This is a genomic window from Polynucleobacter sp. AP-Reno-20A-A9 (genome assembly GCF_018882085.1).
In the GTDB taxonomy this organism is placed as follows: domain Bacteria; phylum Pseudomonadota; class Gammaproteobacteria; order Burkholderiales; family Burkholderiaceae; genus Polynucleobacter.
Genome location: NZ_JACVPB010000003.1, coordinates 208,458 through 226,112, shown reverse-complemented (window position 1 = coordinate 226,112; position 17,655 = coordinate 208,458). Strand labels below are relative to the sequence as shown.

Here is a 17,655-nt window from a genome sequence, read left to right as displayed (position 1 = left end):
TATGAAGCTTTATCAATCTTCTAAATGGATTCAAGTTGGCGTGATTGCTGCAATGACAGTAATCGCAGCCCCTCAAGTTTTTGCTCAAGATGCAGGAACGCGCGTTGCTGTTGTGAACTCTGAGAAAGTCTTCAACGAGTCCAATCTGGCTAAAGCAATGCAAACTCGCTTGCAAAACGAATTTACTAAGCGCCAAAACGACTTGCGTGACAGCGCTCAAAAAATTAAATCAGCTGCTGAGAAGTTAGATCGTGATGCTGCTGTGATGAACGAAGCTGAGCGTGTTCGTCGTCAACGTGAGTTGGCTGACCAGGATCGTGAACTGCAACGTAAGCAACGCGAATTTACTGAAGATCTCAATCAGCGTACTTTCGAAGAGCGCGCCAAGATTGCGGAAAAAGCAAATGCAGTGTTGAAGCAAATTGCGGAACAAAGAAAAATTGATGTCATTGTTCAAGAAGCAGCTTATGTCAGCCCTAAGGCAGATGTAACCGATGATGTTATCAAGGCTTTAAATAGCCAGAAGTAAGCTTTATGCCGACCGCCATTGAGCTGGCCGAACAGTTTCAAGCAAGCTTGGTGGGGGAGGCTTCCCACGGATTTACTGGCCTTGCTCCCTTAGAGCGGGCTCGGTCAGATCAGATATCCTTCCTTTCCAATCCGCTTTACAGACAGCAAGCTAGCGACAGTGCTGCTGGCGCCTTGATTGTTGGCAAGTCTGATTTAGAGTTTTTGCAGGCTAATCCAAGTGCAAATTCCGCAAAGCGGGTGTACTTTGTTTCTAAAAATCCATACGCCACTTTTGCCAGAATGGCGCAGCACTTTGCAAAAGCGGGTAGTCCAAGCTATGCCCCCGGAATTCATCCTAGTGCAGTCATCGATTCCACTGCAAGTATTCCATCTTCCTGCCATATTGGCCCATTTGTGCAAATTGGTGCTGGTGTAAAGCTCGGCGAGCGCGTTGCTGTTTTAGGAAATTCCAGCATTGCTAGGGATAGCTTTATTGCAAGCGATACGCTGATTTATCCATCCGTTTCTATTTATTACAACACTCAGATTGGTGAGCGCTGCATTATTCATAGCGGCGCAGTCATCGGCGCAGATGGATTTGGTTTTGCTCCTGATTTTTCTGCTACCGGTGGAGAGTGGGTCAAGATTCCGCAGACAGGTCGAGTGGCGATTGGCAATGATGTTGAGATTGGCGCCTCAACCACGATTGATCGTGGTGCGATGAGTGACACCGTGATTGGCTCCGGAACCAAGATTGATAATCAAGTGCAAATAGCGCATAACGTCGTGATTGGAAATTGCTGTGTCGTTGCAGGATGTGCCGCAATCTCTGGTAGCACCAAGATTGGTAATTTCTGCATCATTGGTGGCGCAGCAAACTTTGCTGGTCATCTCACGATTGCTGACAGAACGACAGTTTCTGGTAATACCTCCATTATTCGATCTATTGCGGAGCCTGGGCAGCATTACACAGGTGTTTATCCATCAATGCTCCACGGCGCTTGGGAGAAAAATGCTGCCATTTTGCGTGGGCTGGATAAAATACGTCAGCGCTTGCGCTTGTTAGATAAAAACAAAAACACAGAGTCTTGAGATTCTGTAAAACCAAAATTATTATTTACTTTTTAGCGGGTCATTTATGAGCACACCAATAGCAATCGACATCAATAAGATTCTTCAATTGCTACCGCATCGTTACCCATTCCTATTGGTAGACCGCGTATTGGAAATTACGCCACGTGAGAGTATTACTGCATTAAAAAACGTCACTATGAATGAGCCTTTCTTTCAGGGCCATTTCCCAGATTTCCCGGTAATGCCTGGTGTATTGATTATTGAAGCTTTAGCTCAAACAGCTGCATTGCTCACTTTCTCCGAAGAGCGTGCGGAAGATGCAATTTATTACTTTGCTGGTATTGATGGCGCGCGCTTTAAAAAGCCTGTGTTACCTGGCGATCAGTTAATCATGACTGCCACATTAGAGCGCGGTCGTGCTGGTATTTACAAGTTTGCCGTTAAGGCAACCGTGGATGGTGAGATTGCAGCAGAAGCCAATATTACTTGTGCGGTTCGTACGAAAGGCGCGTAATGACTCGGATTCATGTATCTGCTGTAGTTGACAGTAAGGCTGAGCTGGCTAGTGATGTTGAGGTTGGTCCATATTCAGTCATTGGCCCTAACGTCAAGATTGGCGCTGGTACTAAAGTAGGCTCTCATACGGTGATTGAGGGTTACACCACTATCGGTGCACAAAATACCTTTGCCCACTTTGCAGCCATTGGTGGTCCGCCGCAGGATATGAAATACCGTGGTGAGCCAACTCAGTTGATTATTGGTGATCGCAATACTGTTCGTGAGTTCACGACGATTCATACGGGTACAGCGCAAGACGAAGGCATTACTCGCATCGGTAATGACAACTGGATCATGGCTTATGTGCATATTGCTCATGACTGTCAGGTCGGTAATCACACAATCTTCTCAAGTAATGCCCAAATAGCGGGCCACGTGCAAGTTGAAGACTGGGCAATTATGGGCGGCATGTCTGGTGTGCATCAATTTGTTCGTATTGGTCAGCATGCTATGCTGGGTGGTGCATCTGCCTTAGTGCAAGATATCCCGCCATTCGTTATTGCTGCAGGAGACAAAGCTTCTCCTCATGGTATTAATGTAGAAGGTTTAAAGCGCCGTGGTTTCTCAAGTGAAACTATCTCTGCCTTGCGTCAAGCTTATAAAGTACTTTATAAGGATGGCCTCAGTTTTGAAGATGCCAAAGTAGAGATTCAGAAGATGGTTGTTGCTTCTACAGCAGATGCAGCTACAGCTGAGAGGCTCGCGCAGTTCCATGACTTTATTGCCGCATCAACGCGCGGCATTATTCGGTAACGGAATCACTTTGCCAAAGTTAGCTTGTGTAGCTGGCGAACCTTCTGGCGATTTATTAGCGGCGCCAGTACTTAGTGCGCTAAATCAAATACCGGATATGGCCGGTCTTGAGGTTTATGGAATCGGCGGTCCTCGCATGCAAGCCGAGGGCATGCGCTCCAATTGGCCCATGGAAACCTTAAGTGTGCGAGGTTATGTAGAGGCTATTAAGCAGCTTCCAGCCATTCTGAAACTTCGTAAAGAGCTAATTCAAAACCTCCTCAATGAAGGCCGCCCAGATGTTTATCTAGGAATTGATGCGCCTGACTTTAATTTGGGTGTTGAGTTGCAATTACGTAAAGCGGGTATTCCGACTTTGCATTTGGTTTCTCCTTCTATTTGGGCTTGGCGAGCAGGGCGCATCAAGAAGATTTCCCAAGCAGTGGAACGTATGCTTTGCATCTTTCCCTTCGAAACAGAAATCTATGACAAAGCTGGTGTGGCGTCCACTTATGTGGGGCATCCCTTGGCCAGCGAGATTCCGCTTGAACCTAATATTCAGCAAGCGCGAGAAAAATTAAGTAAACACCTCAAAATTCCCACTACTTCACTTGAAGGATTAGTAATTGCTGTCTTACCTGGAAGCCGTGGATCAGAGATTGAGCTCATAGCCCCCGTCTTTTTTGAAACGATGCAGTTATTGGCGGAGAGATTAAAAGGTCAGAAGCTCCATTTCTTAATTCCGGTGGCAACTCCACGATTACGTGAGCCTCTTGAGCAGCTTTTACTCAAGACAAAAAATAGTAATCCTGATATTCAGATTCATCTGCTAGATGGCATGGCTGATGAAGTGCTAGAAGCTTCAGATGTAGTGTTGATTGCAAGCGGCACAGCTACCTTACAAGCCGCCCTATGGAAAAAGCCCATGGTGATTTCTTATAAGGTGCCTTGGTTGACTGCGCAGATCATGAAACGCCAAGGCTACATGCCTTATGTAGGTCTGCCAAACATCTTGTGCGGCGAGTTTGTTGTACCCGAGCTCCTACAAGATGATGCCACTCCAGAAAAATTAGCTGATGCTGTACAAGCTTGGTTAGAGCACCCAACTAAGGTTGCCAAACTAAAAGAGCGTTTTGCGCAGATGCATGAAACTTTACGTCGTCCCACTGGTTTATTGGTTGCGCAAGCAATAGCACAAACGATTACCAATCAACGCAAGAATAAAACAAGTGTATGAGTCTGATTTGGGTCTGTGGTGTGGATGAAGCAGGGCGCGGACCACTAGTTGGTGCGGTGGTTGCTGGTGCCGTAGTTCTTGATCCCGATAATCCGATAGAAGGTTTAAAGGATTCTAAGAAGTTAACCGCTGTTCGACGCGAATATCTCTATGAGCAGATCATGGAAAAGGCAAAAGCTTGGGGTGTTGGTGAAGCCAGTCCAGCAGAAATTGATAGCATTAATATTTTGCAGGCTACCATGTTGGCAATGCGCAGGGCAATCGAAGATCTCACAATTCGCTTAGGCACTTGGCCTGATAAAGCATTGATTGATGGCAATCGTTGCCCAGAGTTGCCAATTGCTGCAGAAGCGATTGTGAAGGGTGACGCTAAGGAGCCTGCAATTTCAGCGGCATCGATAGTCGCCAAAGTGACGCGTGACCGCCAGATGCAAATATTGCATGAGCGCCATCCAGAATACGGCTTCGCACAGCATATGGGTTATCCAACAGAAGCCCACTTTGCGGCCCTTAAACAATACGGCGCATGCGATCAACACAGAAGAAGCTTTTCACCGGTGCGCCGAGTTCTAGAAAACCAAAACCACTAAGCTATGAACTTTGATCTTATTACCTCCAAAGAAAATCCGCTGTTTAAGGAGATTCGCAACCTGCAGGCCACAGGTTCTAAAGGGCAAAAGGCTAGACTTGCTAGCGGCCAAGCTTTATTGGAGGGCATTCATCTAGTCCAAACTTGGATAGGTGATCCAGCCTTGAAGACATTGCTCACTTCAGAGGTTGGTTTGAAGAATGTAGAGATCTCACAAGCCGTCTACGAACATCTCGAAATATGTCCTGAGACTAAGGTATTCCAGTTGGATAGCGCACTCTGGGACTTGCTTTCTGATTTAGTGAATGCGCCGCATATTGCAGGCTTGCTTGATCTTCCAAAATCCACGCTCGCAACACCTCAATCTATTGCAACCTTAGAGGGTGATGTAGTGATATTGGATAGGGTGCAGGATGCGGGTAACGTTGGCTCTATATTGCGAACTGCTGCTGCAGCAGGATTTACTCAAGTGATCGCTTTATCTGGTTGCGCCCATTTGTGGTCTGCAAAAGTATTACGTGCAGGTATGGGCGCTCACAAACTTCTAGATTTATATGAGGGCTGGTCTAACCAACAATTACTGAGTGCAGTCACGGCGCCATTACTTGCTGCTACAGCAGATGCAGAGCAAGATCTTTACTCTCTTAAAAAAGAGCTACTGCACCCAGTTGCTTGGGTAATGGGTAGTGAAGGGCAGGGTGTATCAGATGATTTGCTTGCTCAAGCCAAAGGGGTATCAATACAGATTGATCCAAGAGTGGAATCTCTCAATGTATCTACTGCAGCGGCTGTATGTCTATTCGAGACTCTGCGGACGAGACGTGGTTAGCTAGCAGTCTTTTCTTGATGGTCTGCTTTCGGTTAGCAGAAGACGCTTATGGGGGTGGATGTAGTTTTTTTAAGGCCTTAAACTGCTAATTCACTTCTAGAAGGTCAATGCTACTTTAATTTAGTGCCTCGTTAATTGCTTCAAAAGATACAGGGGCTCTAATTAGCCCGTTAATTTTTGCGAAATTCCTAGATATGAGACAGGAAATTAGGCAACCTTCATTAGGACTCCAAAATAATTCCAATTAAATTTATTTTCCCAATATGAGGCTAATGGCTGGAGTAGACTTGCTAATACTAGCTGGGGAGCGAATGCAGTGTTCTTACGCGTTACCTGCGACTTCAGTCAATCCAGCTTGGCCTAATTCTCATGGCGCAAACGATCAAGGTATTTCATTAAATATAGTGTTATGTGGAATTTATTTGTAAAGGTTTTTAGTAAGTGAAAAAGATATCGAATTATTTATTCCCGCTCGTATTAGTATTAAGCGCAACCGTACCTGTGTTCGCAAATGGAGCTACTTGCATTGCTAATAGTGCAGTAATTAGCTCTGATTGCTCTGATTTAACTATTGATGCCGCCGTTAGCACAGCGATTAATAATGGCGTCACCGTATCTGGTGTAACTCAGACGGCAGTTAGCGTTAGCGCATCAAATGCGGCATTGAATAATTTAGGGTTAATTGACAGCTTTAGTGCAAGTACGATTGGCCTAAATAACCTCGGCTCTAATAATGTGTTTATTAATGGAGCTAGCGGAGCTATCAATGGTAGCTGGTCTGGTTTTTACAATAACGCAGGTTCATCTTTGGGTCTAATGAATTTAGGATCGATAGCCGCTACCAATACTATCGATGATGGCAAAGACAACGCAGGTATTGTCAACTTTCAGGGGCAGTTTAATGTTTTATCCAATGGCAAGGGAGGCTCCATTAGCGGCCTTTATTATGGTGTTGAAAACTTGGGAGCCATTAATGTTTTAAATAATTTTGGAACGATGAGTGGGACTCTAAATCCTGGAGAGTTTGTGGCATCGAGCGGTATCTTTAATGGATTAAATTCTGTTATTGGAACTATTACTAATTACCAAACTGGAGTCATCAGCTCCAGCACCGGCAGCGGCATTGCAAACTACGGCCAAATATCCGTAATCAATAATTCAGGTGTTATAGCTGGGGCAAACGGAATTATAAATAGTGGCGGGGTTATTGGCGCTATTAATAACTTTGGTTCAATCACAAGTGGGGCCAGCGGGATTGGAATTTATAACGTCGGCAATAGCACCATTACCACCTTAACCAATGCGGGCACAATTAGCGGCCCTGATACTGCGACCGGTATTTTTAACGAGACCGGTAGCGCAATTACAACCTTAGTCAATACAGGCTCAATAGTGCCTGGCAATAATGGCTATGGAATCATTAATAACGGTAGTATGGATACGTTAACTAATTCAGGCTCAATCGTGACGGGCGTGGGAAATTCAATTGGCATCAGCAATCAAGGTGACATCAATACGCTGAATAATGCAGGCTCCATCATTGTTGGCAATAGCGATACTATAAATTCTGCCGCTGGAATTCTGAACTTCAGCAGCATTAACTCTTTGATAAATACAGGCTCCATTACGAGCGGGACTGCTGGGTATGGGATTATTAATAATGGCAATGGTAGTTCAATAACCACATTAATTAATACGGGCACTATAGCTAGTGGCGATGGCGGATATGGAATTTATAATGCTAGTACGGGTACCATCAACACGTTAACCAATATGGGCTCAATCTCGAGCGGTATTGGTGGATATGGAATCTATAACGAAAGTGCTGGCATTATTACTAGCCTCACTAACGCCCAGGGGGGCAACGGCAATTCTCCTGTAACCACTGCGTTAACTTATGGCGGCGCATTGCCGACAAATTACAGCATCTTCTTAGCTAGCCAAACCCATTATGGACAATTGGTTGGTTCTGGATTGTCTGGCGCAACCACTTTTAGTATTGCTGCTGGCTCTTATGCAACGTTAAATCATATTTATTCGGGCGTTCTTCAGGGCTTCTCGGCAAGCAATCTTAATAATGCTGTTGGTTCTCGGGTAACTGGTGCATCAAATGGCTATACATATGTACTTACTCAAATAGACCCTACTAGTGGCATTTGGAATCTGGATGTTTTATCTGCACCTGTAAATTTAATCGATACTCAGCAGTCTCTTATAAATACGGCAGCCACCTTGCAGAACACTTATGCCTTGCAGAACTCTGTTCTTGCAAATAGTTTCTCGTATGACTGCAATCAGTTTGGTGCTAACAGTATCTGTATCTCAGTGGGCGGTCGCAACACTGCCGTTTCTGCTGCCAATGGTCTGAATAACATGAGTGGTTTATTGATTGCAGCCTATCGGCCTCATCAAAACTATCACATCGGCGCATATGTTGACCAGAATCTTTCGGTAAATAATGCCGGGTCAACAGTTAGCCTTGGCAACAACACTCCGTTGATTGGTCTGTTTGGCGTTTGGAATGGACGTGTAGATGGTACGGGCACCGAAGTGAAGATCTCTGCAGCTTATGGCCAAAAGAACGCTACCATCTCAAGGCAAGTGGTTAATACTTCAGAGCCGGGTATTGGTTCATCCCAACTAAATAGCCAAGGCGCACAAGTAACAGCTAAATATGGTTTTGGGGTTGTGGAAAACGTAATCGTTGCTCCATACGTTGGCATTCGCTACACACAAAACAATATGGGTGGCTATACCGAAGGCGCTAGTGCGACAGTCACTGCGCCACTAACTTACTCAGCGCTTAATACGAATGCTACGACTGCATTAGCAGGCCTCGGTGCTTCCTATAAGTTTGTTTCTCAAGCAGGGGCCTTTGGTAGCGTTGGTGTTGAAACAGATGCCAACACAGCTAATGGCACTTACTCAGCCACTGGATTTAGTGGCCTGACGCCAATAAACTTCAATGCCACTCCTGTGAAGACAAGACCTACTGCGATGTTGGGTGCTTACTATGATGTGGCCAAGAACCAGCGACTCGGAGTAACCGGTATTTATAGGCAGGAGCCGTTCCAAGCAGTATCCACAACCACTGTAATGGCGACTTATACGATTGGCATGTAATTGCCGACTGCCTGCTAAGGCCCAAAAGCAGACATTACGCAATACTTCTTTACCCCAGTATTGTTTTATCTGACTTAATTGCCTGTAGTACTGTGGTTGCAATCTCTTCAATGGATTTGCTGGTAGTGAGCACCCATGGGATGGATTGCTTTTTCATCATCGCCGTTGCTTCATTGATTTCATAACGACAGTTTTCGAGCTTGGCGTAGTTACTACCAGGTCTGCGCTCATTACGAATCTCTGAGAGTCGTTCAGCATCAATCATTAAGCCAAAGATTTTTTGACGGTAAGGCACAAGATCTTTCGGGAGCTGTCCTCGTTCAAAGTCTTCTGGAATGAGGGGGTAGTTTGCCGCCTTGAGCCCATACTGCATTGCTAGGTAAAGGCTGGTTGGTGTCTTGCCAACCCGGGAGATTCCTATGAGGATAACGTCGGCTTCAGCTAGGTTTTGATTGGACTGACCATCGTCGTGGGCCAGGGAATAGTTGATTGCCTCAATCCGGTTCTTATAGGCCTCGGTATCGGCATTATGGTGAAGGCGGTTCATGGCATGGGTGGATTTCATGCCTAAAGCTTCTTCCAAAGGGGCCACGAAGGTCTGGAACATGTCCAAAATCAGTCCATTTGCCTTGGCCACGATCGCATTGAGCTCAGAGTTCACCAAAGTGGTGAAAACGATGGGTTGCACCCCATATTTAGCGGCTGCCTGGTTGACGCTGCTAACGGCATCGTGCGCTTTATCCACGCTATCTACAAAAGGTACTCGAATATGCTTAAAAGTGGCCTCAAATTGCGCCAAAATCGACTGGCTGAAGTTCTCGGCGGTAATGCCGGTACCGTCAGAGACAATAAAAACAATGCGGGTTTCGTTAGACATGGATTTAGCTCAAAAGTCAGGGTCAGCACTACAATAGAATCATATTAAAGCATGCCCCATTTAGGGTGGCCGCTAGACTAGTTTCCTTATCTTTTGAGAGTATTTTATGTCCAACCAACAGCAACAAAATAGCAGTATGGCTGATGCCTATGTTTTGCCTTTTGAACAACTCCGAATGACTGATGTTGAATCAGTCGGCGGTAAGAATGCCTCATTAGGGGAGATGATTTCTCAGTTAGCGTCTACTGGGGTTCGTGTTCCTACGGGTTTTGCAACTACTGCATTAGCATTCCGTGACTTTCTAAAGCACAACAATCTGACTGAGCGCATTCAGCAGCGTTTAGAAGGTTTGAATATTGATGATGTGCGTGCATTGGCGCAAGCTGGTGCGGAAATCCGTAACTGGATCGAAACCGCGCCATTTCAGCCAAAGTTGGACGAAGAAATTCGTAAGGCATTTGCAGTATTAGATGATTCCGGTAAAGGTTCATTTGCGGTACGTTCATCAGCTACTGCTGAAGACTTACCAGACGCTTCTTTTGCTGGTCAGCAAGAAACTTTCTTGAACGTCGAGGGTATTGATGATGTTTTGAAGAAGATTCGTGAAGTATTTGCTTCTTTGTATAACGATCGTGCGATCTCTTATCGTGTTCACAAAGGCTTTGCCCACGCTGAAGTAGCCTTATCTGCCGGTATTCAGCGCATGGTACGTTCTGACTTGGGAGCTGCTGGCGTAATGTTTACTCTGGATACCGAGTCTGGATTTGAGGATGTTGTTTTCATTACCTCAAGCTATGGCTTGGGCGAGACTGTAGTGCAGGGCGCAGTGAATCCGGACGAGTTTTATGTTTTCAAAACCACCTTAGCTCAAGATAAGAAGGCAATTATTCGCCGCTCCTTGGGTTCCAAGTTAATTCAGATGCAATTTGCCCCTAAAGGCTCTGCAGAAAAAGTACAAACTGTTGATGTCACCCCAGAAAAGCGCAACCGCTTCTCTTTGGAGGATGCCGATATCACTGAGTTGGCTAAATATGCGGTGATCATTGAGAAGCACTACGGTCGTCCAATGGATATCGAGTGGGGTAAAGATGGTCAAGATGGCCGCATCTATATTCTGCAAGCACGTCCTGAGACTGTAAAGAGTCAAGCGGCTGGTCAAGTGGAGATGCGCTACAAATTAAAAGGTAGCTCAAAGGTATTGGCAAAAGGCCGTGCAATTGGTCAAAAGATTGGCGCTGGTCCTGTGCGTATTATTCGTGACCCAAGCGAGATGGATCGTGTTCAGCCAGGCGACGTATTGGTTGCCGATATGACTGATCCGAATTGGGAGCCAGTCATGAAGCGTGCTTCTGCGATTGTGACCAATCGTGGTGGACGCACTTGCCACGCAGCGATTATTGCCCGTGAATTAGGCGTACCTGCTGTCGTTGGTTGCGGTGATGCAACTGAGCATTTACAAGATGGCATGATGGTGACGGTTTCATGCGCCGAAGGTGACGAGGGTCATATTTATGATGGCTTGATCGAGACCGAAGTCACTGAAGTATCTCGTGGTGTATTGCCGGAGATTCCAGTGAAGATCACCATGAATATCGGTAATCCTCAATTGGCATTTGATTTCTGTCAGATTCCAAATGCTGGTGTTGGCTTAGCTCGTCTTGAGTTCATCATCAATAATTACATTGGTGTACATCCACGTGCTGTATTGGAGTATCCAAATATTGATCCTGACCTCAAGCGTGCAGTGGAGAGCGTTGCTCGTGGCTATGCTAGCCCACGTCAGTTCTACGAGGATAAGTTGGTTGAGGGTGTAGCAACGATTGCTGCTGCTTTCTATCCAAAGCCAGTGATTGTTCGTTTGTCAGACTTCAAGTCCAATGAATATAAGAAGTTGATTGGTGGATCACGCTACGAGCCTGATGAAGAAAACCCAATGTTGGGCTTCCGCGGTGCATCACGTTATGTATCTGAAGATTTCGGCGAGGCTTTTGCTCTTGAGTGCGCAGCTATGAAGCGTGTTCGTGAAGACATGGGCTTGGATAACGTAGAAATCATGGTTCCATTCGTACGTACTATTAATCAGGCTAAGCGCGTCATCGATATGATGGAGAAGTTTGGTCTCAAGCGCGGTGTCAATGGTTTGCGTCTGATTATGATGTGCGAAATTCCATCCAATGCAATTTTGGCGGATCAGTTCCTCGAGTACTTTGATGGTTTCTCAATCGGCTCAAACGACATGACTCAATTAACTTTGGGTCTAGATCGTGACTCCGGTATGGAATTGTTGGCTATCGACTTTGATGAACGTGATCCAGCGGTAGAGTTCATGATCGCCCGTTCAATTGATGCGTGCCGTAAGCAAAATAAATACGTTGGTATTTGCGGTCAAGGCCCTTCAGATCATCCAGACTTTGCTCGTTGGTTGGTTGAGAAGGGAATTACCTCAATCTCATTAAATCCAGATAGCGTAGTAGCTACTTGGGAAATGTTAGGTAAGAATTTAAAAGCCTAAAGCAAAGCGGATAGCAGCAAAGCAAAAGGCCTAGATTTTTTCTAGGCCTTTTTGTTTGTAAATGTATCCAGCACTTCATTATTGGAGACTTACTTTTTCTTTACGGCCACCTTCCTTACGGGAGAAGCCTTAGTTGTTTTTGCAGCCTTTAAGGCTCTTGTTTTAGATGGCGGATGATTGATGGGAACAATCCCCATTTTTTTAGCGGGAGTAGAGATGTCTCGCGATTTATTTGCACCGCTCCAACTTGGTTCAGCTATAGAGTTAAAAGCCTCGCGCAGCTTCTCGCCCCATGCTTGATGAATCATTGCGAAATAAGGATTTGCATCATCTAGAGTAACTAGCTTAGTGGCTTTTAGAGAATTTTTTTCATAAACCAGCATATCCAGAGGCAACCCAACAGAAATATTACTTTTCAGAGTGGAGTCCATGGAGATGAGGGCGCACTTGGTTGCCAGGTTAAGTGGCGTATTGAAATTGAGTACGCGGTCCAAGATTGGCTTTCCGTATTTGGATTCGCCAATCTGGAAGTAACAGGTTTCCGGGGTGGCTTCAATAAAGTTTCCCGCCGAGTAAACATTAAATAAGCGAGGTTTTTCACCTTTCACTTGGCCACCAAAAATCATATTGCAATTAAATTCGAGCCCAGCTTTTTCAAGGGCTATATGGTCGCGTTCATAAACTTGTTTGATTGCATCACCTACAACGACCACGGCTTCGTAAGAATTTTGAGCTGTCCAGAGGTTCTTGCCCTTAATAAGCTGTCCTTGAAGCAGAATTTCTTTAACGGACTGAGTAATAGCGAGATTACCGGCACTCATTAATGTAAAGAAGCGATCCTTGTTTTGAAACAAGGTCATTTTTCTAAATGTGCCAATTTGGTCTACACCAGCATTAGTGCGCGTATCTGATAGAAACACAAGACCATCGTTAAGGCAAAGCCCAATGCAATACGTCATACCTAAACCCTCTTCATTATTTCCTGAGATTATCTCTTAAAAGGCAGGTTGACTTACTCTAGTTGCTGGATGGAGATGTTGGCGCTGAGTTCTTCGCCACCGCCACCGGTGCGCACTCCCTTTACGGGAGCCGCTGAGTAGTAGTCGCGACCAATGGCTAGTCGGATATGGCGTGAATCGATTAAGCAGGCATGGGTGATATCTACGCTAATCCAAATACCTTTTTCGATATCACTACAAAAGTCTATCCAGGCATGACTGGCAAGGTTTGGAGATTCTTCCGCAAAGAAATAGCCGCTGACATAACGGGCAGGAATTTGTGAGGCGCGACAGAGGCTGAGCATAATGTGCGCATGATCTTGGCATACGCCAGATTTCATGGCAAAGGCTTGAGTGGCTGTTGTAGCAAAGTTAGTTTGTCCTGGGGAGTACACAATTAAGCCCTGAACCGCCTCCGCAAGTTTAAGCACTTGATCGACAGAATTTTTCTTAGGAAGGCTGTAAGAAAAATATTCCAACATTTCTTCTGTTGGCTCGGTCAGGTTGGTTTGCTGTAAAAGATAATAGGGCGAAACTGCTTTAGCCTCATCAATAAATTCAAATGCATCTTGTGTATGCACTTCGCCCTCTGCCTCAATCATCATTGAGGTGTAAGGACTCTCTTGGACGAATACGCTACAGACATTACCGAATGTATCTATTGAATTCGAGGCTTTAATTGGGGTGCTAATCTTCCACTTATCGACCTGCTGCCCTACAACAGCGGGTGGTGTCAAGCGCAGCTCTTGAATGGAGTAACGCACCGGGGTTTCGTAGCGATATTCCGTGCGATGGCGAATTTTAAGATGCATATAGTTGATTTCTTAGGCAACAGCTAGTGGTATGAGGTAGGCGCTACTGAACTCATCAGCCACATGATTGATGCGCTCCAAGAAACTCTCAATGAATTCTTCTAGGCCTTGTTCAAAAACCTCATCAATGTCTGAATAATCTAGGCTAGCCTTGAGTTTGCCAAGTAAACGTTCTATTTCCTTAGATTGTTGATTCTTTACTTCCGAAATAAGGGGAATGAGTTCATTGATGCAGCACACTAAGGAGCGCGGCATCTGTTTATTGAAGATCAGTAGTTGTGCAACTTGTTTTGGTGTAACTTGGTCAGAATAGATTTGACGATAGATTTCAAATGCGGAGACTGACCGAAGCAGGGCTGCCCAGTGATAGAAGTCAAAGAATTCACCATGAGTGCCGTCATCTGAGGATTTCTTGGCGCCGAGAATCTTCAAAGCCGCCTGATCTTCATATTTGGTCTCCAAAATACGGGCAGTATTATCTGCGCGCTCGAGCAGCGTTCCAATGCTGATAAAGTCAAAGGATTCATTCTTGAGCATCGTTCCATAAAGTACACCCCTAAACAGATGGCAGCGGTGCTTCACCCACTCCAATAAACGACTTGGATCGGTCTGATGTCTTGCTTCGAGGATGCGCTGTAGCTCCAGCCAAGTGGTGTTCTGGGTTTCCCAAACTTCGGAAGTGATCTTGCCGCGGATAACGCGGGCATTCTCACGAGCGGCAAACAAGCAAGAAACAATGCTAGAAGGATTACTGGTTTCATAAATCATGAAGTCCAAAACATTCTCGCGATTAACCACATCATATTTACTGAGGAAAGCTTCTTCCAGTTTAGAAATCGTGAGTAGTTTTTTCCAGCTCTGCTCTAAAAATTCTGCTGGCTGCGGAAGTAGGGAAGTTTGATGGTTTACGTCCAGCATGCGGGCAGTATTCTCTGCGCGCTCGGTATAACGGGCCATCCAATAAAGACAATCAGCGGTACGACTTAGCATATTTTTCTTATTTCCCTTACTCTTCCAATACCCAAGTATCTTTAGTTCCGCCACCTTGGGAGGAGTTCACTACTAAAGAGCCTTCTTTGAGTGCAACCCTAGTCAATCCGCCGGGAACCATCTTGATCGTTTTGCCTGAGAGAACAAAGGGTCTTAAGTCGATATGTCTTGGTGCAACGCCTGACTCAACAAAGGTAGGGCAGGTGGATAGCGCCAGAGTAGGTTGGGCAATATATTTATCTGGATTAGCGATAAGGTGAGTTCTAAATTCTTCAATCTCTGCTTTAGTTGAAGCTGGACCAACTAACATGCCGTAACCACCGGCACCATGGGTCAACTTCACCACCAACTTATCCAGATTAGCTAATGTATAAGCTAAGTCATCCGCCTTGCGGCACTGGAAAGTAGGAACGTTATTGAGAATCGGTTTCTCACCAAGATAAAACTCGATCATCTCGGGTACATATGGGTAGATGGATTTGTCATCGGCAATACCGGTACCAATCGCATTTGCCAGTGTCACGTTACCAGCGCGGTGTGCCGATAAGAGCCCCGCAACACCTAAAGTGGAGTCAGAGCGGAATGCCAATGGATCCAAGAAGTCATCATCAACGCGACGATAGATCACATCAACGCGCTCAGGTCCTTGAGTGGTGCGCATAAAGACTTGCTCATTCTTTACAAATAAGTCTTTGCCTTCCACTAACTCAACACCCATCTGCTGTGCGAGGTAGCTGTGCTCAAAGTAAGCAGAGTTATACATACCTGGAGTTAGTACAACGACGTTTGGTTTTTTAACGTCATCGGGCTTCACGGACTTGAGACATTCTAATAAAAGATCGGGGTAATGCTCTACCGGAGCGATGCGATATTTCTGAAAGAGATCGGGGAAGAGGCGCATCATCATCTTGCGGTCTTCAACCATATAAGACACGCCAGATGGAACGCGAAGGTTATCTTCTAATACATAGAACTCACCTTCACCAGCGCGCACGATGTCGATCCCGGCAATTTGCGCATAAATGTCGCGCGGTATGCTGACATTGCGCATCTCAGGGCGGTATTGTGCGTTGTTATAAATCTGTTCAGCCGGAACAATGCCTGCTTTAATGATGTCTTCGTCGTGATACACGTCATAGATGAAGCGATTGAGTGCTTTGACTCGTTGACGTAATCCGGCTTCCAGTTGTTCCCACTCTTTGGCGGTAAAGATGCGCGGCACTTGATCGAAGGGAATGGTTCTTTCTGACCCCAGGTCATCTCCATAGACGGCAAAGGTGATTCCCACCCGTCTAAAGATTAGGTCCGCTTCAGCGCGCTTGAGACCCATGAGGGTGTCACTTTGCTGCTTCAGCCAGTTGTGAAAGATTTGGTAGTGGGGACGCGCTTTGCCTGCGGCGTCGAGCATTTCGTCAAAAGGCAATTTCATAGTTACCAAACTAATGCCTTTATAAATTCTGGAAGGAACGATTTGAAGCGGCTTGGTGCTGGAATGCACCATTAAAGTGCATAAATGCTTAAATATTTGCCCTCAGGCCAGTCTACCCCAGTTTTTATGGGGTCAGGCGTTTAAATCGCCTCTGGCAATGCGACCTTTTTGGACTTCCCACTCACGTTCTTTGGTGGCTGCGCGCTTGTCATGCTGCTTTTTACCTCTGGCCAGACCAATCTCGCACTTCACGTTGCCTTTGGAGAAGTGTAGGTTAAGCGGCACCAGGGTGTAGCCTTTTTGCTCTACTTTGCCGATGAGTTTTTTAATTTCGATCGCATTCAGAAGGAGTTTGCGAGTGCGCGTACTGTCTGGAACGATGTGGGTGGAGGCTGAGAGCAGGGGGGTGATATGGCAGCCAATTAAATATAGCTCCGCCTTGCGAATGACGACATACGCTTCTTTGATGTGCACGCGACCTGCGCGGATGGCTTTCACTTCCCAACCTTCCAACACAAGCCCTGCCTCAAAGCGTTCCTCGATAAAATAATCAAAGAAGGCTTTTTTGTTATCGACGATACTCATATTTATTTAGCTCTCAAGAACGATTATGGCAGACGTCTACAAGACCGTTTTAATTGGTCAATCAGCCGACCGTATGTATGGCTTGGTGACCGATGTCGCCCGCTATCCCGAGTTCTTGCCCTGGTGTGGTGGGATAGAAATTTTTGAGCAGACTGAAACCGTGCTCGACGCCAAAATCAATATTCATTTCAAGGGCATTACCCAGTATTTTCATACTCGGAATGTGAATCACCGCCCTGAAACAATTGATATGGTCTTTGTAGATGGCCCGTTTAGGCACTTTTCTGGGCAATGGAACTTTATCCCCCTGCGGGAAGATGCCTGTAAGGTGGAGTTCAAGCTGCACTGGGAGTTTAAGAGCGCCATTCTGGACAAGATTATTGGTCCAGTATTTGGCCATATAGCCGGCACTTTTGTTGATTGCTTTGTAAAGCGTGCCGAGGATCTCTATGGCTGAGCGCTCACTTGATCTCATGCTCTGTGATGCCAGGCAGGGTGAGCCAGAGCTGAAGCCATTCAAGCTCCTTCTGTCAGCGGAAGAGTTGCCTACAGTGGGCTTGGCCCTCATTAGGGCTGGGATCGCAGTTGGCCCAGATGACCCTGTTTTAGCCAGAAAAGGCTGCTTCGGGGTCTTTGGCAGGCGTAAGGATTGGGGTAGCCCCATTTATGCTGGAGATCGCCTAGAGCTCTATTCCTCGCTTCTAATTGACCCTAAAACAGTTCGACGCAAGAAGGCCAATCAGAACCAGGATGCCAAATTCCAGGCTGCTGCAGCTAAAAGAAAGGCTAGGAGGCTATAA

The 17,655-nt window shown here is 45.9% G+C and carries 17 protein-coding genes; 11 read left to right on the top strand and 6 right to left on the bottom strand.

The features are described from left to right. Position 1 precedes the first annotated feature (1 nt). The 8 genes from ICN39_RS04425 (at position 2) to ICN39_RS04390 (ending at position 8,652) form a co-directional block, all read left to right on the top strand. Positions 2-529: an OmpH family outer membrane protein gene (locus ICN39_RS04425; RefSeq protein ID WP_216232872.1), complete on the top strand. Its 528-nt coding sequence runs from the start codon at positions 2-4 to the stop codon at positions 527-529. A 5-nt stretch (positions 530-534) separates the two neighbouring features. Further along, positions 535-1,602: a UDP-3-O-(3-hydroxymyristoyl)glucosamine N-acyltransferase gene (gene lpxD / locus ICN39_RS04420; protein ID WP_216232871.1), complete on the top strand. Its 1,068-nt coding sequence runs from the start codon at positions 535-537 to the stop codon at positions 1,600-1,602. Positions 1,603-1,648: 46 nt separating this feature from the next. Then, on the top strand, positions 1,649-2,098 hold the full coding sequence (fabZ, locus tag ICN39_RS04415; protein ID WP_072583028.1) for a 3-hydroxyacyl-ACP dehydratase FabZ: 450 nt from the start codon (positions 1,649-1,651) through the stop codon (positions 2,096-2,098). Continuing rightward, positions 2,098-2,895 (top strand): acyl-ACP--UDP-N-acetylglucosamine O-acyltransferase, encoded by a 798-nt coding sequence (lpxA, locus tag ICN39_RS04410; protein ID WP_216232870.1) that lies wholly within the window; start codon positions 2,098-2,100, stop codon positions 2,893-2,895. The genes fabZ and lpxA overlap by 1 nt, the downstream gene beginning before the upstream one ends. Before the next feature lie 4 nt (positions 2,896-2,899). Further along, complete coding sequence (gene lpxB, locus ICN39_RS04405) at positions 2,900-4,111, top strand: lipid-A-disaccharide synthase (protein ID WP_370623688.1); 1,212 nt, start codon at positions 2,900-2,902, stop codon at positions 4,109-4,111. After that, entirely contained in the window at positions 4,108-4,701 is a 594-nt protein-coding gene (gene rnhB / locus ICN39_RS04400; RefSeq protein WP_216232868.1) for a ribonuclease HII, read from the top strand. Before lpxB ends, rnhB begins: the two co-directional genes overlap by 4 nt. Positions 4,702-4,704: 3 nt before the next feature. Then, on the top strand, positions 4,705-5,529 hold the full coding sequence (locus ICN39_RS04395) for an RNA methyltransferase (RefSeq protein ID WP_216232867.1): 825 nt from the start codon (positions 4,705-4,707) through the stop codon (positions 5,527-5,529). 441 nt (positions 5,530-5,970) lie between these two features. Beyond that, positions 5,971-8,652, top strand: coding sequence for an autotransporter outer membrane beta-barrel domain-containing protein (locus tag ICN39_RS04390; protein ID WP_216232866.1), 2,682 nt, complete (start codon positions 5,971-5,973; stop codon positions 8,650-8,652). Between the two features lie 49 nt (positions 8,653-8,701). Here the strand turns inward: ICN39_RS04390 and ICN39_RS04385 are convergent, their stop codons facing one another. Continuing rightward, entirely contained in the window at positions 8,702-9,529 is an 828-nt protein-coding gene (locus ICN39_RS04385) for a pyruvate, water dikinase regulatory protein (RefSeq protein WP_072583021.1), read from the bottom strand. A 106-nt stretch (positions 9,530-9,635) separates the two neighbouring features. Between ICN39_RS04385 and ppsA the strand changes: the two genes are divergently transcribed. After that, entirely contained in the window at positions 9,636-12,041 is a 2,406-nt protein-coding gene (ppsA, locus tag ICN39_RS04380; RefSeq protein ID WP_255532287.1) for a phosphoenolpyruvate synthase, read from the top strand. Positions 12,042-12,130: 89 nt separating this feature from the next. Here the strand turns inward: ppsA and ICN39_RS04375 are convergent, their stop codons facing one another. The 5 genes from ICN39_RS04375 to smpB all read right to left on the bottom strand — a co-directional run bounded on the left by ICN39_RS04375 (position 12,131) and on the right by smpB (position 16,855). Next, entirely contained in the window at positions 12,131-13,000 is an 870-nt protein-coding gene (locus tag ICN39_RS04375) for a peptidase (protein ID WP_216232865.1), read from the bottom strand. Positions 13,001-13,053: 53 nt separating this feature from the next. Continuing rightward, a complete protein-coding gene (locus ICN39_RS04370; RefSeq protein WP_216232864.1) occupies positions 13,054-13,851 on the bottom strand; it encodes a transglutaminase family protein in 798 nt (265 codons plus the stop codon). A 12-nt stretch (positions 13,852-13,863) separates the two neighbouring features. Continuing rightward, positions 13,864-14,841: an alpha-E domain-containing protein gene (locus ICN39_RS04365; RefSeq protein ID WP_216232863.1), complete on the bottom strand. Its 978-nt coding sequence runs from the start codon at positions 14,839-14,841 to the stop codon at positions 13,864-13,866. 16 nt (positions 14,842-14,857) lie between these two features. Continuing rightward, on the bottom strand, positions 14,858-16,270 hold the full coding sequence (locus ICN39_RS04360; protein WP_215322276.1) for a circularly permuted type 2 ATP-grasp protein: 1,413 nt from the start codon (positions 16,268-16,270) through the stop codon (positions 14,858-14,860). 132 nt (positions 16,271-16,402) lie between these two features. Further along, positions 16,403-16,855, bottom strand: coding sequence for an SsrA-binding protein SmpB (gene smpB / locus ICN39_RS04355; RefSeq protein WP_216232862.1), 453 nt, complete (start codon positions 16,853-16,855; stop codon positions 16,403-16,405). A gap of 25 nt (positions 16,856-16,880) precedes the next feature. On the opposite strand from smpB, the gene ICN39_RS04350 reads away from it, so the two are divergent. Together ICN39_RS04350 and ICN39_RS04345 are read left to right on the top strand one after the other, a co-directional pair. Further along, positions 16,881-17,312 carry a type II toxin-antitoxin system RatA family toxin gene (locus ICN39_RS04350; RefSeq protein WP_216232861.1) on the top strand — a complete coding sequence of 144 codons (432 nt, stop codon included), beginning with the start codon at positions 16,881-16,883 and terminating at the stop codon, positions 17,310-17,312. Next, entirely contained in the window at positions 17,305-17,655 is a 351-nt protein-coding gene (locus tag ICN39_RS04345) for an RnfH family protein (protein WP_216232860.1), read from the top strand. The genes ICN39_RS04350 and ICN39_RS04345 overlap by 8 nt, the downstream gene beginning before the upstream one ends.